This is a genomic window from Brachybacterium subflavum (assembly GCF_009299795.1).
Classification (GTDB): domain Bacteria; phylum Actinomycetota; class Actinomycetes; order Actinomycetales; family Dermabacteraceae; genus Brachybacterium; species Brachybacterium subflavum.
Map to the genome: position 1 here is coordinate 354,047 of NZ_VIGP01000005.1, position 12,310 is coordinate 366,356.

Annotated in this window: 12 protein-coding genes and 1 tRNA gene; 4 read left to right on the plus strand and 9 right to left on the minus strand. The window is 72.2% G+C overall.

Annotated elements, in window-relative coordinates; translation table 11 throughout:
* Positions 1-16: 16 nt before the first annotated feature.
* Positions 17-448 (plus strand): hypothetical protein, encoded by a 432-nt coding sequence (locus FHG10_RS13965; RefSeq protein WP_152353942.1) that lies wholly within the window; start codon positions 17-19, stop codon positions 446-448.
* A 295-nt stretch (positions 449-743) separates the two neighbouring features.
* On the opposite strand, the gene FHG10_RS13970 is transcribed toward FHG10_RS13965, so the two are convergent.
* Positions 744-3,440: a PEP/pyruvate-binding domain-containing protein gene (locus FHG10_RS13970; RefSeq protein ID WP_152353943.1), complete on the minus strand. Its 2,697-nt coding sequence runs from the start codon at positions 3,438-3,440 to the stop codon at positions 744-746.
* Positions 3,441-3,604: 164 nt separating this feature from the next.
* Here FHG10_RS13970 and FHG10_RS13975 point away from each other — a divergent pair, with 164 nt between their 5' ends.
* The 3 genes from FHG10_RS13975 to FHG10_RS13985 all read left to right on the plus strand — a co-directional run bounded on the left by FHG10_RS13975 (position 3,605) and on the right by FHG10_RS13985 (position 5,654).
* Complete coding sequence (locus tag FHG10_RS13975; protein ID WP_152353944.1) at positions 3,605-4,519, plus strand: MBL fold metallo-hydrolase; 915 nt, start codon at positions 3,605-3,607, stop codon at positions 4,517-4,519.
* 71 nt (positions 4,520-4,590) lie between these two features.
* Positions 4,591-5,016 carry a YrhK family protein gene (locus tag FHG10_RS18470; protein WP_152353945.1) on the plus strand — a complete coding sequence of 142 codons (426 nt, stop codon included), beginning with the start codon at positions 4,591-4,593 and terminating at the stop codon, positions 5,014-5,016.
* On the plus strand, positions 5,016-5,654 hold the full coding sequence (locus FHG10_RS13985; protein ID WP_152353946.1) for a DUF1345 domain-containing protein: 639 nt from the start codon (positions 5,016-5,018) through the stop codon (positions 5,652-5,654). The genes FHG10_RS18470 and FHG10_RS13985 overlap by 1 nt, the downstream gene beginning before the upstream one ends.
* Positions 5,655-5,701: 47 nt before the next feature.
* On the opposite strand, the gene FHG10_RS13990 is transcribed toward FHG10_RS13985, so the two are convergent.
* From FHG10_RS13990 to rpsF, 8 genes are all read right to left on the minus strand, one after another.
* Positions 5,702-6,457, minus strand: coding sequence for a methyltransferase (locus FHG10_RS13990; RefSeq protein ID WP_152353947.1), 756 nt, complete (start codon positions 6,455-6,457; stop codon positions 5,702-5,704).
* Positions 6,458-6,634: 177 nt separating this feature from the next.
* Complete coding sequence (locus FHG10_RS13995; RefSeq protein ID WP_152353948.1) at positions 6,635-8,023, minus strand: mechanosensitive ion channel; 1,389 nt, start codon at positions 8,021-8,023, stop codon at positions 6,635-6,637.
* Between the two features lie 251 nt (positions 8,024-8,274).
* Positions 8,275-8,358, minus strand: a tRNA-Leu gene (locus tag FHG10_RS14000).
* Between the two features lie 135 nt (positions 8,359-8,493).
* Positions 8,494-10,074 carry an amino acid permease gene (locus FHG10_RS14005; RefSeq protein ID WP_227488263.1) on the minus strand — a complete coding sequence of 527 codons (1,581 nt, stop codon included), beginning with the start codon at positions 10,072-10,074 and terminating at the stop codon, positions 8,494-8,496.
* A gap of 322 nt (positions 10,075-10,396) precedes the next feature.
* A complete protein-coding gene (gene rplI / locus FHG10_RS14010) occupies positions 10,397-10,864 on the minus strand; it encodes a 50S ribosomal protein L9 (RefSeq protein ID WP_152353949.1) in 468 nt (155 codons plus the stop codon).
* Between the two features lie 17 nt (positions 10,865-10,881).
* Positions 10,882-11,118, minus strand: coding sequence for a 30S ribosomal protein S18 (gene rpsR / locus FHG10_RS14015; protein ID WP_152353950.1), 237 nt, complete (start codon positions 11,116-11,118; stop codon positions 10,882-10,884).
* Between the two features lie 167 nt (positions 11,119-11,285).
* Positions 11,286-11,864, minus strand: coding sequence for a single-stranded DNA-binding protein (locus tag FHG10_RS14020; protein WP_152353951.1), 579 nt, complete (start codon positions 11,862-11,864; stop codon positions 11,286-11,288).
* 142 nt (positions 11,865-12,006) lie between these two features.
* The gene (rpsF, locus tag FHG10_RS14025; protein ID WP_152354016.1) at positions 12,007-12,297 is read right to left on the minus strand and encodes a 30S ribosomal protein S6; all 291 of its coding nucleotides are present in this window, start codon (positions 12,295-12,297) and stop codon (positions 12,007-12,009) included.
* Between the last annotated feature and the right edge of the window lie 13 nt (positions 12,298-12,310).

The window sequence follows — 12,310 nt, forward strand, 5'->3', positions numbered from 1 at the left end:
CCCAAGGAGAATCCTGATGACCCAGATCTCGCACACCGCCCCCGCCGGCACGGGCTCGCACGCCCAGCCCACCGCATCGCAGGCCGCACCCCGGACCGCCGACGCGGCTGGTTCCGCCGGCTCGACCGGCTCGACCGGCTCGACCACCTCGGCCGACAGCGCCGAGTCCGTCTCCGCCGTGAAGGCCGAGCCCATCAGCGTGCTCGACAAGGTCGGCATGGGCATCCTGGGCCTGCTCACCCTGAGCGGCCTGTGGATGATGCTCGCGCCGTTCCTCACCGACACCCAGAAGCGCGGGGCCGACTGGTCGGCCGGCACCACGAACGACTTCTTCGTGGGCCTCGTGCTCGCGGTGGTCGCGCTCGCGGCCCTGGTCGCGGTCCTCGCCGGCGGACTCTCCGCCGTCGCCCGCCGCGCCCGCGCCCGCGCCGCCCGCTCGGAGGCCTGAACCCCGCCCGTCGGTGGAGGCCGCCCGTCGGCGGGGGCCGCCCGTCGGCCCGGCGCTCGGTCCGACCCGTCGGCCACCACCTCGGACCTCTCCGGGTCGGCCGACACACCGTGAGTGCTGCGCATCCGGGTCGGCCGACAGACCGTGAGTGCTGCGCAATCGTCGTTCTGAGCGATCAGAACGACGATTGCGCAGCACTCATCGCATGCACGGGCCCTCACACGGCCCGCACGGAGCATCACGACCGGCTATCACGGATGCTCGACGGAGACGTCCTCGGCGACGGGGCTTCCTCCTACGCGTCCCCCGTCGCCCGCACCGTCCCCGCATTCCCGTCGATCGTGACCCGCTGGCCCGTGCGCAGGCGGCGGGTGGCCGTGCCGGTGCCGAGCACGGCGGGGATGCCGTACTCGCGGGCGACGATGGAGCTGTGGCTGAGGGGTCCGCCGACGTCGGTGATCACGCCCGCGGCCATGGCGAACAGCGGCGTCCACGCCGGGGTGGTGATCGCGGCGACCAGGATCTCGCCGGGACGGAAGTCGCGGAACTCGTCGGGCCCGTAGAGGACATGGACGGATGCGGTGACCGTGCCGCCGCTGCCGCCGATCCCGGTGAGCACGAGACCTTCCGCACCGCCGTCGCCAACGCCGTCACCCCCGCCCCCGCCCTGGCCGACCGACGGCATCCAGCGGTCGAAGCCGTGCCAGATGGAGCGCTCGGGCAGCAGCTGCGGGGGCGTCGCGAGCTTCTGGCCGCGCCAGGTCACCCGGCGGTCCTCGATGATCCCCGCCCGTGTGGGCAGGGACTGCGCTCCGCCGTCGAGCGCATGAGCGAGGTCGAGCAGCTCGTCCCGGCGCAGCCAGAACACGTCGTCCGCCTGCGCGATCACGCCCGCTGCGACGAGGCGGCGGCCGATCTCCCGCAGAGCGCGCCGTGCCGCGGGCCAGCCCAGGCCGATGCCGGCGAGCGCGTCCTCGCGGGCGGGCGCGAGCTCCTGGGCGCGGCGCAGCAGGCGCGCGAACACCCTGCGCAGCGGTGAGGAGAGGTGGGCGGAGATCCGTGCGGCGCCCTCTTCTCTGGCCCGCGCCGCCTTCTCGCGGCGCTCGCGTGGATCCGTCCCCTCCCCGCGCAGGTACATCCGCAGCACGTCCCACAGCAGCTCGGGGGAGTCGGCGGCGACGGGCTGAGCGAGGTCCAGGGTGTAGGTGGCGTGGCCGTGCGCGTCCAGGTGGGCGGCGAAACGCTCGCGCCACTGCGTCCACGCCTCCTCGTCGACACCCTCCGGGCACTGCTCGGGGACCACGTCGGAGGCCTCGAGCGCGGGCGCGAGGCCCTCGTGCCCGCGCGCCCACGCGGCCAGGTCGAACAGGGACTGCTCGGCGCGGATCGGCTCGCTCTCGAAGCCGAACACGAGGGTCTCCGGGCGGGGGTCGCCGGGCCGGGCGACGCGCCGGCAGAACGCGGTGAACGCGGACTCGGCGATCACCACGGGCGGGATCACCGTCTGCACTGCGGTGTAGTAGGCGAATCCGGCCGCGACCAGGTGCTCCGCACTGGCCAGCAGCGCAGCGGCGTCGGCCGCTCCGACACCCGTCCGCGACTCCTCCTCGACGATCCGCCGGTACCGGGGCAGCGCCGTCGTGCGCCAGTAGCGCGGCCCGCCCACGCCGCCTCGCAGCAGGCGGGGCACGAGCAGCCCCGAGCGGGCCGTCATCCCGACCATGGCGGCGTTCGTGTAGCCGTAGTACGCGTAGCCGTTGATGGTCGTGAACTCGACGCCCTTCTCGCGGAAGACGCTGCTGCCGCTCGCGTCCCTCACGGTCGCGATCATCTGCTCGATGACGTGGGAGGCCGTGAGGTCGGCGAAGAGCGGCGTCAGCGGATCGGGCATCTGCTCGACGATGCTCGCGCGGAAGTAGCCGGCGCGGCGACGGGGCACGGGCCACGACGTCGGGGCGGGTCCGGCCGGTGCCGGGAGGCCGATGATGGGCCGCGCCTGGGTGATGACGAAACCGGTGCCCGCGCGCGCCCACTCCACGTCCTGCGGGGCGCCGTAGTGGTCGGTGATCCGTGCACCCCAGGCGGCGAGGTCGAGCGCGGCGGCGTCGTCGAGCACGGGGGCGCGCCGCTCGGCGGGGCCGACGGGAACCGTGCGGGTGCCTTCGTCGGAGCCGGTGCCGCCGGAGCCGGTGCGGTCGGAGCCGGTGCCGTCGGCCCCGCTGGGCCTGCCGGTGCCGGCCGCCGGGACCACCATCACCTTCTTGTCGGCCGTGGAGCGGGAGGCGACGCGGCGGCGCAGGGTGTCGATGACGAGGTCGTCGGTGTCGACCTGCCCGGAGACGACGGCCTCGCCGAGGCCCCAGGCGGCGCTGATGAGCGTCTCGGAGCGTCGGCCGTTCTGCGGGTTCGCCGTGAACATGACGCCCGCGGAGTCGGCCGGGACCATCTCCTGGACGACCACGGCGAGCGCCATCTCGGCCGGGTCGATGCCGCGGTGCGCGCGGTAGGCGAGCGCCCGGGCGGACCACAGGGAGGCCCAGCAGTCGCGGACGGCCCGCAGCAGCGCATCGTCCCCGTCCACGTGCAGATACGTCTCCTGCTGTCCGGCGAAGCTCGCGTCCTCGAGGTCCTCCGCGGTGGCCGACGAGCGCACCGCGACGGGCGTCCTGCCGAGCTCGGCGCGCGCCGACAGCAGGTCCCGGCGCAGGTCGTCGGGGATCTCGACGCCCGCGAACAGCGCGCCGACGTCCGCGCTCGCCCGATCGGCGGCCTCGGTGTCCTCGGGGTCGAGGCCGCGGACGGCCTCGAGCAGCCGTCCCCGGATGCCCGCGGTCTCGACGAACCGTCGGTAGGCGTCGGTGGTGAGCACGAAGCCCGGCGGCACGGGGATGCCCGCCCGCGTCAGCTCGCCGAGGTTCGCGGCCTTGCCGCCCACCTCCGCGACGTCCTCTCGTGAGATGTCCTGGAACCAGCGGACCGTGCGGTCGACCATGGCGCCTTCTTCGACGGTGCGCCCGGAGTGGGGCGCGTGGCGCCAGTGAGCGTAGCGCCGCGCCGACGCCGCGGCCACCCTCCGCGGCCGGGGGCGTGCACGCATGCGCTGCGAGGACTACGGTTCCCACAGCACGCCCCGTGCACCCGGATCCGAGGAGGCCCATGGCCTGGCACGCCGGTGACATCACCGTCCACAGCATCCACGAGACCACCCTGCCCTCGAGCACGGGAGCCTGGCTGCTGCCGGATGCGACCGAGGACCTCGTCGCGGCGACGCCGTGGCTGCGCCCCGACTACGCGGACCCGGACGGTGCGCTGCGCATCGCCAGCCGCACGTTCGCCCTCCGGATCGGCGGGAAGCGCGTCCTGGTGGACACCGGCATCGGCAACGGCAAGCAGCGCGCGAATCCCGCATGGAACGACCTGAGCACTCCCTATCCGCAGCGCCTCGCGGAGGCGGGCTTCGAGCCCGAGTCCGTGGACCTCGTCATCCTCACGCACCTGCACGCCGACCACGTCGGCTGGAACACCCGGTGGGCCGACGGACGATGGACGCCGACATTCCCCCGCGCCCGCTACCTGACCTCCCGTCTCGAGAGGGAGTTCTGGGAGGGATACGCCATGGACGAGGCGCGCGAGCAGATGTTCCGCGACTCCGTCCTGCCCGTGGAGCACGCCGGCCTGCTCGATCTCGTCGACGTCCCGGCGGGTGGGGCGGAGATCCTCCCCGGGCTCCGCCTCGTGCCCTCGCCGGGCCACACGCCGGGCCACGTATCGGTCGCGCTCGGAGACCGCGACCTGCCGTCGGTCCTGATCACGGGCGACTGCATCCACCATCCCGTCCAGATCGCCCATCCGGACATCGGCTCGTGCGTCGACATCGATCCTGCCGCGGCCCGGAGCACCCGACGCGATCTCCTCGAGGCGTGCGCGGAGCGGGGAACCCTCGTCCTGGGCACCCACTTCGCATCGCCCGCAGGAGGCACGATCCTCCGCGCGGCCCCCTCCCGGCGCTTCGCCCCGGCCGGTGAGGAGCCGCAGGACGCGTCGACCGGCACCTCGCAGCCCCTCTGCTAGCGTCGCAGCACGCCGCACCGTCGGCGACGTCGCGCCGTCGGCCATCGATCCGAGGAGGGCCGGGTCCCGCCATGCAGAACGACACCGCCCACGGCACGCACGCCGAGCAGCCCGATCGGCCAGATCGGCCGGATCGGCCCGATCGGCCCGATCGGCCAGATCGCTCTCAGCATGCCCCGCAGTCCGGGCAGGCCCAGCACCTCGAGCATGCCCGCGCGCACCGCGAGGACTCCGATCTGGACGTGCGCATCGGCCACCATGAGCTCATCCTCAGCCAGCGCTACGAGGCCGCGAGCATCGCGAACGACGTGCTCATCGGCATCTGGTTCATCGTCGGGTCCATTTTCTTCTTCTTCGCCTCGATGATGACGGCGGGGACGGTGCTGTTCCTCATCGGCTCGGTCCAGATGACGATCCGACCGGTGATCCGCCTGGCGCGCCGCTTCCACCTGCAGCGCGTGAGCGGCCGCAGCGTGCCCCACGCGATGGACTTCTGATGACACGGCTGAAGGACTCGACGCGCCTGCGTCTGCTGCTGGCCGTGGTGGTGGGGGCGGTCCTGGGGATCCTGCTCTGGCTCGCGGTCGACCGCGTCCACGCGACGATGATCGCGATCACCGCGGGAGAAACGGTCTTCCTGGTCAGCTCGTGGCTCTCGCTGTGGCCGATGGACGCGGAGCAGACCCGGCGCAGCGTGGGCCGGGAGGACCTGCGTCCCTCGGCCGACGAGGCCCTGACCGCTGGCGCCTCCGCCCTCGCGGTCATCACGGTGGTCGCCCTGCACCTGGGCGCGGCGGGCCCCGGCGGCGCCTCGACGCTGGGCGCCGTCATCACGCTGGTGGGCGTGTTCGGCGCCTGGGCCTGCGTGCACCAGACCTACGCCGTGCACTACGCCCACCGCTACTACGCGACGCGCGGCGGCCTCGATTTCGGCGACGACCAGCCGCCCGCCTACTCCGACTTCCTCTACGTCGCGTACGCGGTGGGCATGACCTACGGCGTCACCGACACCGGTGCCGTGGACCGCGGCATGCGCAAGATCGTGCTGCGCCACGGGCTGGTCTCGTTCGTGTTCGGCCTGGTCATCCTCGGCGCGGCCGTGAACCTCGTGGCAGGCGTGTTCGGGCTCGGCTGAACGCGCCCGCCGGATCCGAGGCCCGGCCGCGGGTCGTCGGTCGCCGCTCAGGCCCGCGCGAGGATCGCGACCAGGAAGTCGTCGTCGGCGGGGCGCAGGTCCCAGCTCGAGAAGCGCTGCTGGAGAACGAGGTCGACGGCCCCTGCGTCCGCCGCGAAGTCCTCGAAGCCGTACCCGCGTCCCGCGCCGAAGCCGACCACCAGCCGGCCCTCGGGGGCGAGGTGCGCGCCGAGGTGCTCGAGAGCGGGCCGACGCTCGGAGGCCGAGAGGAAGGCGAGCACGTTGCCCGCGCTCACCTCGAGGTCGAAGAGGAGTCGCTCCCCGTCTCCGGAGCGCTCCGTGCTCGCCGTGCTCTCCTCGCCCGGATCGCGCAGGTCGAGCTCGGCGAGGTTCTGGACCTCCCAGCGCGCCTGCGGATGATCCTCGCGGGCCACGGCGACCAGCTCGGGATCGAGGTCGACGCCCACGACCGTGTGGCCCGCGGGCAGCAGGTGGGCGGCAAGCCGACCCGTGCCGCAGCCGGCGTCGAGGATGCGTGCGCGGCGCGGCGCCATCGCGTCGATCAGTCGCGCCTCGCCCAGGATGTCCGCGCCCTCGGAGGCGATCCGCCTCCACCGCTCGGCGTAGCGGCGGGCGTGCTCCGGATCGCGGCGCACCGCCGCGCGCCAGAGGTTCTCGGCAGGTCCGGGGAGATCCGCGGGGACGGCCGGACCCGTGGGGCCGGGTGGATCCGCGGGGCCGACGGCGGAGTCGTCTGCCCCGGAGCGGGACGGCGGTGTGGGCTGCAGAGGGAGGGACGGCATGCCCCCAGTGTGACAAGCCGCCCGGGGGAATGGGCAGCTCGAGCGGCCCCGGCAGCTCGAGCGGCCCCGGCAGCTCGGGCGGCTCGGCGCTGCTCGCCCCGCACGGCGACGGGGCGCCCCGCCGCAGCGGAGCGCCCCGTCGATCCGAGCTCGGTGGGAGCTGTGGTGGAGCCGGGGTCAGGCCTGCGGTCCCTCCGTGGAGGGAGCCGAGGCGGGACCGGTGGACCCGGGACCGGAGGAACCGGTCGAGCCGGAGGTCGCGGACGCCTTCGGGGACGTCCCCGCCTTCCCCGTGTTCTCCTCGATCTTCTCGAGCTGGCGGGCGGCCGCATCCCGGCCGCCCAGTCCGAAGGCGAGCACGGCGGCGGCCGCGAGGCCGATCACCAGCGAGCCGAAGGCGATCTCGATGATCCGGTCGGCCACGCCCATGGACTGCAGTCCCATGGCCGCGAACAGGATGATGATCGCCCACTTGATGACCGTGGACGCCGTGCCCGAGACGAGCTTGGAGACCACGGAGGCGATGAAGAAGCCGGCGGCGATGATGACCGCGCCGAACAGGACGCTGCCGCCGAGGTCCAGGATCTGGCTGAGGATCTCGGTGATCTGCGGGAAGCCCAGCACCTGCGCCGCCATCACGGCGAAGAACAGGACCACGGCGATCTCGATGATCCGCAGCACGGTGGGCGTCGCCGAGGAGCCCTCCGAGATCACGTCGTTCTTCTGCAGCCAGTCGTCGATCCCGGTGGATTCGAGGATCGGACGGAACAGCCCGGTGACGAAGCGGGCGATGAGCACGCCGATGCCCACCAGGGCGACCGCGGCGATGATGTTCGGGATCGCCGTGAACACGGTGGTGAGCATCGCGGCGGCGGGGTCGGAGATCGAGGCGATCCCGAGGATCTGCAGCGAGGCGATCGACACCACGATCATGATCAGCGCGAACACGACCGAGGCGATGATCTCGGGGATGTTCGAGCCGGGCTTCGCGCCGCCCTGGCCGGGCTGGCCCTGCTGCGGCTGTGCCTGCTGGGCCTGCTGGGCCTGACCCTGCGCCGAGGCAGCGCCCTGCGCGGAGGCGGCGCCCTGCGTCCCTCGCTGATCCCCCATCGCTCCGCCGGTGGCCTTCTGGATGCCGGACTGGGCGGTGCCCAGGAGCTTGCCGAAATCGACGGCGTGCAGGGCGGTGGTGATGAGTGCTCGCACGATCTTGGCGATGACCAGGCCGATCACGAACACGAAGACGGCACCGATGATGTTGGGCAGGAACCCGAGGCCCTGCTCGAGCATCGAGGTGACGGGCGTGAGGACCTGGTTCAGCTGGAAGATCCCCAGCACGATCACGAGGCCCAGAAGCCAGATCACCATCGAGAGGATCGTGCCCACGGCGTTGCCGAGGGACGCTCCGTCCTGACCGATGCGCCGCAGCGCCGGCACCTTCTGCGCGAGCTTCGAGGCCGCGCTCTTGAGGACGGCGGCGAGGATCGCGGTGATGATGAGGACGACGATGGCGGCCAGGACCTTCAGTCCCAGTCCCGCCCAGTCGACATTGGACAGTGAGTTCACGGGTACCTCCGTGGGTCACGGGAGCCGACTGTCCGACGGGCTGTGCGCCGGGGACGGTGAGGAGGCTCCACTGCCGGGGAATGCAGATGTGTGACCACGCTAACATCACGCTCCGGTCACGGCGCCAGCCCCTGTGCCGCGGATCAGGCGGCGTCGCCGCCGAGGGCGACTCCGCCGGACCCCGCGCGGTGCGCCCGCTCCCGGCAACGGAGAAGGCCCCCGGGATCTCTCCCGGGGGCCTTCGCCTCACGTGCGCGAGGGGGGACTCGAACCCCCACGCCCTCTCGAGCACACGGACCTGAACCGTGCGCGTCTACCAATTCCGCCACTCGCGCGTGTCTTCGGCACCAGGAGTCGCAGCTCACCGAGACCGAAGTGTCCTCAGACTACTCGTACGCAGGCGCTCGCCCAAACCCCGCCGACCGTGGGGTGCGCAACACCACTCCGGCACCGGGACGCCGGCGCGCACGTCAGCGGGAGGATCCGGCCTGGCGCTCGCGCACGAGCTCCGCCTCGGTGAAGGCGTCGTCGATGTGGGCGGGGTCGATGCGCCGACGCACCACCGTCACGTACAGCACCGTCGCGATCGCGACGGCGATGATGCCCACGACCGCCGCGAGGGTCATCTCCGCGCGCACCACCACGGTCGCGAACACCGCGAGCAGGCCGACGATCCCGATGGTCGCGGAGACGCGTCCGCCGGGCATCCGGAAGGTCGCGCCCTCGATGCGACGGGCGCGGAAGCGCAGGTAGGTCACCAGGATCAGCATCCACACCAGCAGCACCGCGAACACCACGACGCTCATGAGGTAGCCGAAGGCGGCGACGCCGCTCATCTGCAGCACGGCGGCCGCGAGGATCCCCACGCAGCTCACGGCGATCGCGGGCGCGGGCACCCGCCTCCGCGTGACGCGCGCGAACACCTGCGGGGCCAGACGGTCCTCCGCGAGGGAGTGCATGATGCGGCTTCCCGCATACAGGTTCGCGTTGGCGGCGCTGAGGGCCGCGATCAGCACCAGCAGGTTCGTGATGCTCGCGGCGGCGGGCACACCGATCGAGTCGAAGACGGTGACGAACGGGGACGTCTCCACGGCCTCGCCCGTCGCCGAGGCCTGCCTCCACGGCACCAGCGCCACGACGATCCCGATGCTCACCACGTAGAACAGGGCCAGGCGCACGATCGTGGTGCGAGCCGCAGTGCGGATCGAGCGTGCGGGCTCCTTGGCCTCTGCCGCGGTGATCGACAGCAGCTCGATGCCGCCGAAGCTGAACATCACCACGCTGAGCGCGATCCAGACCGCCGCCCAGCCGTTGGGGGCGAAGCCGCCGTCGGCCGTCAGCCCGGTCAGCCCCGGCGCGGGATGCGCACCCGTGCCCAGGAACACCAGGAACAGGCCGACCAGCATGAACACCACGACCGCGATCACCTTGATGCTCGAGAGCACGAACTCGACCGCACCGAAGGAGCCGACGGTGGTGAGGTTGATGGCCAGGATGACCGCGGCGAACAGCACGATGCCGACGGGCACGGGGATCGCCGGGAACCAGTAGGCGAGGTAGAGCGCGCAGGCCACGAGCTCGGTCGCGGTCACGGCGACCGTCACGATCCAGTAGAGCCAGCGGCTGAGGTACCCCCAGTACGGGGTGAGGTAGTGGGCGGCGAGCGTGCCGAAGCCGCCGCGCACCGGGTGGCGGGAGGCCATCTCGCCCATCGCCAGCGCGATAGTCGCGGCGATCAGCGAGCCCACGGCGAAGGCGATGATGACGGCCGGGCCGGCGTAGCCGATGGCCTCGCCCGAGCCGAGGAACAGGCCGGTGCCCAGCGCCGATCCCATGGCGATCATGGCGATCTGGCCGTGGCCCAGCGAGCGGGCGAGCTGGGGGGCCGGGGCGCCGCCGGGGGCGCGGGGGGCGGGGGACGTCTGCTCGGCCGACGGGGCCGGAGGCGTCTGCCCGGCCGACTCAGCGGGGGCCGACGGGGAGGATGCGGCCCCGGAGTCCGCGCGGTCCGACGCCCGGGAGGACGGCGACGAGGAAGAGTAGGAGTTCATCCGCACGAGAGTAGTGGGTCTTCTTCGCCCATCGGGCCCGCCACGGACTCGGGGCCTCAAGGTCACAGCGGCGCGCGGAGCGGGAGTCGTCATGGAAGGGCCCTGGTGCGACATCCATGCCGCATGTTGCGCGAGTGTCCCCTATGGGCCCTTCGGTGACACAGCCGGCCCGATCTGCCCGCCCAACGGCACCCCCGCACCGCCCAACCACGGCATGCCCGTGCCCATGCCCACCACCCACCACAACACGGAAGCGCCCCGCCCCCGAATGCTCGGGGACGGGGCGCTTCGCTCGCCGGGGCTCAGCCCGCGGCGGAGGGGATCACTTCGCGGCGCCCTTGGCGGCGACGGCCTGGACGACCAGGTTCGCGAAGACGTCCTCGTGCAGACGCACGGTCGCCTTGTACTCGCCGAGCGACTTGATGGGAGTCGTGAACTCGACGGAGCGGCGGTCGATGTCGCGGTCGAACGCGGTCTTCACGGCGTCGGCGACCTCCTTGGAGGTCACGGCGCCGAAGAGACGGCCGTTGGTGCCGGCGCGCTCGGAGACGACGACGGGCTTCGACTCGAGCACGGCCTTGAGCGACTGCGCCTCCTCCAGGCTCGCCACGGCGCGCTTGCTGCGCGCGGAGCGGATCTGGTCGAGCTGGCGCTGGCCGCCGTCGGTCCACGGGGTGGCGAGCTTGCGCGGCAGCAGGAAGTTGCGCGCGTAGCCGTCCTTGACGTCGACGACGTCGCCCGCGGTGCCGAGGCCGGTGACCTCGTTGGTGAGGATGAGCTTGGTGGTCATGTGTGTGCCTTCCTCGCTCAGCGACCGGAGGTCGAGTAGGGCAGCAGGGCGATCTCGCGGGCGTTCTTCACGGCCTTCGCGATCTTGCGCTGCTCCTGCACGGACACGCCGGTGACCCGACGCGCGCGGATCTTGCCGCGGTCGGAGATGAACTTGCGCAGCAGGGCTGCGTCCTTGTAGTCGATCGACTCGACGCCCGCGGCCTTCAGCGGGTTCTGCTTCTTCTTCGGCTTGCGAAGAACAGGCTTGGCCATCGTGGTGCTCCTTGTTCCTTGGTGCGGAGCCCGGGTCTCCCCGGGATGGGTGAATGGTGTGTGAGCAGGGGATTCGCCCTGCCGTGGTCGGGGACGCGCTCCGTCCGTCCGGCCCCTCGGTCCGGTTCGCCTCTCACCCGCAGGTGATCAGCGCGGATCCCTCGGGATCAGAACGGCGGGTCGTCGTACCCGCCCTGGTTGCCGCCGGCCCACGGATCCTGGTCGGCGCCGCCGCCCTGGTTCCCGCCGTAGCCGCCCTGGCCGCCTCCGGAGAAGCCGCCGCCCTGGCCGCCCTGGGGGCCGCCGAAGCCGCCGCCCTGGTTGCCCTGGCCGCCCTGGCCGCCGCGCTGACCGCCGCCGTTGAAGCCTCCGCCGCCGCCGCGCTGGACCTTGTTGGCCTTCGCGGTGGCGTAGCGCAGGGACGGGCCGATCTCGTCGACGTCCAGCTCGATCGAGGTGCGGTTGTTGCCCTCACGGTCGGTGAAGGAGCGCTGCTTGAGGCGGCCCTGCGCGACCACGCGGGTGCCCTTCTCGAGGGACTCCGCCGCGTTCTCGGCGGCGTCGCGCCACAGCGAGCAGCGCAGGAACAGGGCCTCGCCGTCCTCCCACTGGTTCGACTGGCGGTTGAACGTGCGGGGGGTGGAGGCGATGGTGAAGGAGGCCACGGCGACGCCGGACTGCGTGAAGCGCAGCTCGGGATCGGCCGTCAGGTTCCCGACCACCGTGATGATCGTGTCATTGGCCATGCTCTGCTCCTGATCTCCGGGTGCTCTCGTGCGGGGGTGGGTGCGGCGAGCCGACGTCGGCTCCGTCATGCGGCTGCGGGCCCGGGGCCCCTCTGCGGGGTCCGAGGATTCCGCGGCCGACGGGCCGGTCAGCTCTCGCGGATCACTTCGCGTCGAGACGCATGAGCTTCGTGCGCAGGACGGACTCGTTGAGTCCGAGCTGGCGGTCGAGCTCCTTGGCGGTCTCCGACTTCGCGGTGAAGGACAGGACGACGTACAGGCCCTCGGACTTCTTCTGAATTTCGTAGGCGAACTTCCGCTTGCCCCAGACGTCCACCTCGTCGATGGTTCCGCCTTCGGCAGGGATGACCTGCACGAGCTTCTCAAAAGTGGTGCCGACGGTCCGCTCGTCGATCGAAGGGTCGAGGATGACGACCATCTCGTACTTGCGCATGTTCGAGTACCCA